At 61.3% G+C, this 3,252-nt stretch carries 2 protein-coding genes and 1 rRNA gene; 2 read left to right on the top strand and 1 reads right to left on the bottom strand.

What is annotated here, in order from left to right:
- Positions 1 to 13: 13 nt before the first annotated feature.
- Positions 14 to 1,309 carry a DUF2157 domain-containing protein gene (locus tag ACTS2Z_RS04110; protein WP_442571960.1) on the bottom strand — a complete coding sequence of 432 codons (1,296 nt, stop codon included), beginning with the start codon at positions 1,307 to 1,309 and terminating at the stop codon, positions 14 to 16.
- 103 nt (positions 1,310 to 1,412) lie between these two features.
- Here ACTS2Z_RS04110 and ACTS2Z_RS04105 point away from each other — a divergent pair, with 103 nt between their 5' ends.
- Together ACTS2Z_RS04105 and ACTS2Z_RS04100 are read left to right on the top strand one after the other, a co-directional pair.
- Positions 1,413 to 1,844, top strand: a complete 432-nt coding sequence (locus tag ACTS2Z_RS04105; RefSeq protein ID WP_442571959.1) for a CBS domain-containing protein — start codon at positions 1,413 to 1,415, stop codon at positions 1,842 to 1,844.
- 663 nt (positions 1,845 to 2,507) lie between these two features.
- Positions 2,508 to 3,252, top strand: a 16S ribosomal RNA gene (locus tag ACTS2Z_RS04100); the annotation flags it as partial.

Here is a 3,252-nt window from a genome sequence, read left to right as displayed (position 1 = left end):
CGAAACAGGGCGCTCACGAAACCATCTCCTCGTTACGGGCGCGCTTCCGGCGCTGCAGCCGCATGGCAATGACGGAAAGGCCGATCAGCAACAGGCCGCCGATCAAGAAGAAGAGGGCGGTATCCAGAAGGCTGCCGAAAAGCTCGGTGTAGACGTGCAGGGCCTGCACGATGAACAGGACCAGGCCCAGCCCGCCGGTAAAGCTGCGCCCCGCCCGCGCGCCTTCCGCCACGAGTGCCACGGCGAGTGCGAACACCGCGGCGCCAGCGAGGACCTGAAGCGTGCCGGTCAGCCAGTCGGCAAAGACCGGGGCCAGCGCCAGCAGAAGCCCCCCAAGTGCAATTGCGGGGATGGTCAGCGCCAGGGCAGGGCGCATCGCGCCCGTGCGCAGGCGGACAATCGACAGCATCACGATCAGGGCGATGCACACGGCACCAGTGAGAATCAGCCCGGTGCGCATCACTAGGCTGGCCTCGCCAATCGCGAACTGTGCGGCGAACGTGCTGAACACCGCTCCGACCATCAGCCAGCGCGAGATGATTCTGCTCAGGTGCAATCCGCGCTCTTCGGCCACCGCAAAGAGGAGCGTTCCGGCGGCACAGACAAGCGCCAGCGCGACAAACACACCGGCATTGGCGGTCTCGATGCCACTCCCGCTTGCCCAGCGCACCAGCGTGAAGAGCCAGACGAGCAGGCCGGCACCCAGCAGATTCGCCGACAGCGGGCTGGCGAGCCGCAAGGCGAGTGCCGCCGTGACCAGCCATAGTGGGGCGTATCCCCAGACAATCGTGCCGGTCAGCGGGTTAGCCGTTTCCGCCATCATCCACCCTGCTCCCAGCAGCGCCGAAAGCGCCAGCACAGGCCGTGAGGATATGGACGCCGCGATGCAGAGTGCGCCCACAGCCCAGATGAGGATGCCGGTATTGCGGAAGGCACTGATGTTGAACGTCTGCGCCGTCAGCATGATGGCCGCGCCGAAAAGTGCGGCGCCGGCCAACGCCAGCGCATGGCCGAGTGCGGGGTTATTGCGCCCGAAGGCGAGGCCGCTGCCGGCAAGGCAGCTCCAGAGGGCCGCCAGAATCAGGAAAAAGCGCGCCAGTCTCGGCATGTCTGCCCAGTTGGCCGCGACGAAAGACAGCGCCGCAAGAGCCAGCAGGACTGCGCCGAGAATCATGCCTGCGCCCGCAGCGCTCCACTGACCAGGTCTGTTGGCTGAATCGGCAAGAATGGATTCGCGATGGACCACATCGACCCAGCCCTTGCTGATCCAGCGGTCAATATCGCGCTCGAGTCTGCGTTTTTGTCCCACCGTGCAGCTCCCCCGGTTTTGCAGGTCTCACCCGCACAATTTGCGCACCCGCGCGGCATGAGGCATCATCCAATACGGCAATCTTGCCGATATGGAGGCAGCCATGAATGTTGCCGCGATACTCGCCCAAAAGGGCCGCGACGTCATCACTATCGCGCCCACGGCATCGCTGATCGAGGCGTCCCACGTTCTTGCAGAGCACCGGATTGGTGCGGTCGTGGTCACAGGTGCCGGCGGCCAGCTCGCCGGCGTATTCTCCGAACGCGATCTTGCGCGGGCAATCTCGCGTGACGGTGCCGGTGTTCTCGACCAGCCGGTGTCTTCGGTCATGAGCCGGTCGCTCGTAACGGCCAGTGCTTCAACGCACATTGATACCGTCATGGAGCTGATGACCGAGAAACGCGTCCGCCACATCATCATCGTCGATGAAGGTGAGCTGGCGGGATTCGTTTCGATCGGTGATGTGGTCAAGCGCAAGATAGAAAGCGCCGAGGCCGAGGCCGGAGCCCTCAAGGCCTACATAGAAACCGCATGAACTAGGCGCCTTGCGGCGCCAAAGTGTGGATAAGTGCGCGCAGAACTTCAATTAGCCCTTGCGCGCCCACCGAAATCTCGTCATATTGCGCGTCCTTTCCGGGTAGGACGGGACTTGCGAAGGCCGCGCTTTCGGCGCTGCCGCGGAGATTTGTGCTCCGTAGCCAGACCAAAGCGGTTTTGCAGCAAGCCCCTGAAATACCCGGTTGACATTAGGATGGCGGTTCCATAAAAGCCGCCACCTCGCGTCAAGCGGACGACATCGGCGGCGGTCTTGTTGAGCGCCGGGGCGGAAAGCTGTTGCCTTCCACACCGGACTGCAGAAGCGCTGCACAAAGTCGGAAGCGGGGCGTTGACAGGGAGTTCGGGGTTCAATAGACACCGCGCTCCCAACGCCGGGTGGCCCACCAGACGGGCGGCGCGGCGGGTTCGGATCGGAACGGAAGTTCCTGATTTTGAACCAGCTCTTTGACATTGTTGATTTTGGAAAGAGAAACGCAGGCGGCGGCGCTCTGCGGGCGGAACTGGCCACTGGCCTAGGCCGCTCATCGAGACGCCGACACTGTCGCGTTTCTCTATAGTGACGATTGTTCGTCGGTCCTTCGGGGTCGGCGACCACAATCTCCGTCACTTTGAGTACGTTTTATGCAGTGTCGTGTCAGATCAACCTGAGAGTTTGATTCTGGCTCAGAACGAACGCTGGCGGAAGGCTTAACACATGCAAGTCGAGCGCGCCCTTCGGGGTGAGCGGCAGACGGGTGAGTAACGCGTGGGAACGTGCCCTTTGGTTCGGAATAGCCCCGGGAAACTGGGAGTAATACCGAATGTGCCCTTCGGGGGAAAGATTTATCGCCAAAGGATCGGCCCGCGTTAGATTAGCTTGTTGGTAGGGTAATGGCCTACCAAGGCGACGATCTATAGCTGGTCTGAGAGGATGATCAGCCACACTGGGACTGAGACACGGCCCAGACTCCTACGGGAGGCAGCAGTGGGGAATCTTGGACAATGGGCGAAAGCCTGATCCAGCCATTCCGCGTGGATGATGAAGGCCTTAGGGTTGTAAAATCCTTTCAGCGGGGAAGATAATGACTGTACCCGCAGAAGAAGCCCCGGCTAACTCCGTGCCAGCAGCCGCGGTAATACGGAGGGGGCTAGCGTTGTTCGGAATTACTGGGCGTAAAGCGCACGTAGGCGGATCAGCCAGTCAGAGGTGAAAGCCCAGGGCTCAACCTTGGAATTGCCTTTGATACTGTTGATCTGGAGTCCGGGAGAGGTGTGTGGAATTCCGAGTGTAGAGGTGAAATTCGTAGATATTCGGAGGAACACCAGAGGCGAAGGCGACACACTGGACCGGTACTGACGCTGAGGTGCGAAAGCGTGGGGAGCAAACAGGATTAGATACCCTGGTA

Origin of the sequence: Glycocaulis sp. (assembly GCF_052168375.1) — a bacterium.
In the GTDB taxonomy this organism is placed as follows: Bacteria; Pseudomonadota; Alphaproteobacteria; order Caulobacterales; family Maricaulaceae; genus Glycocaulis.
This window is presented reverse-complemented; position numbering and strand designations above follow the sequence as displayed.

Excerpts from the sequence above, each read along its gene's own strand:
- ACTS2Z_RS04105 (WP_442571959.1), top strand. The coding sequence starts at position 1,413 with ATGAATGTTGCCGCGATACTCGCCCAAAAGGGCCGCGACGTCATCACT.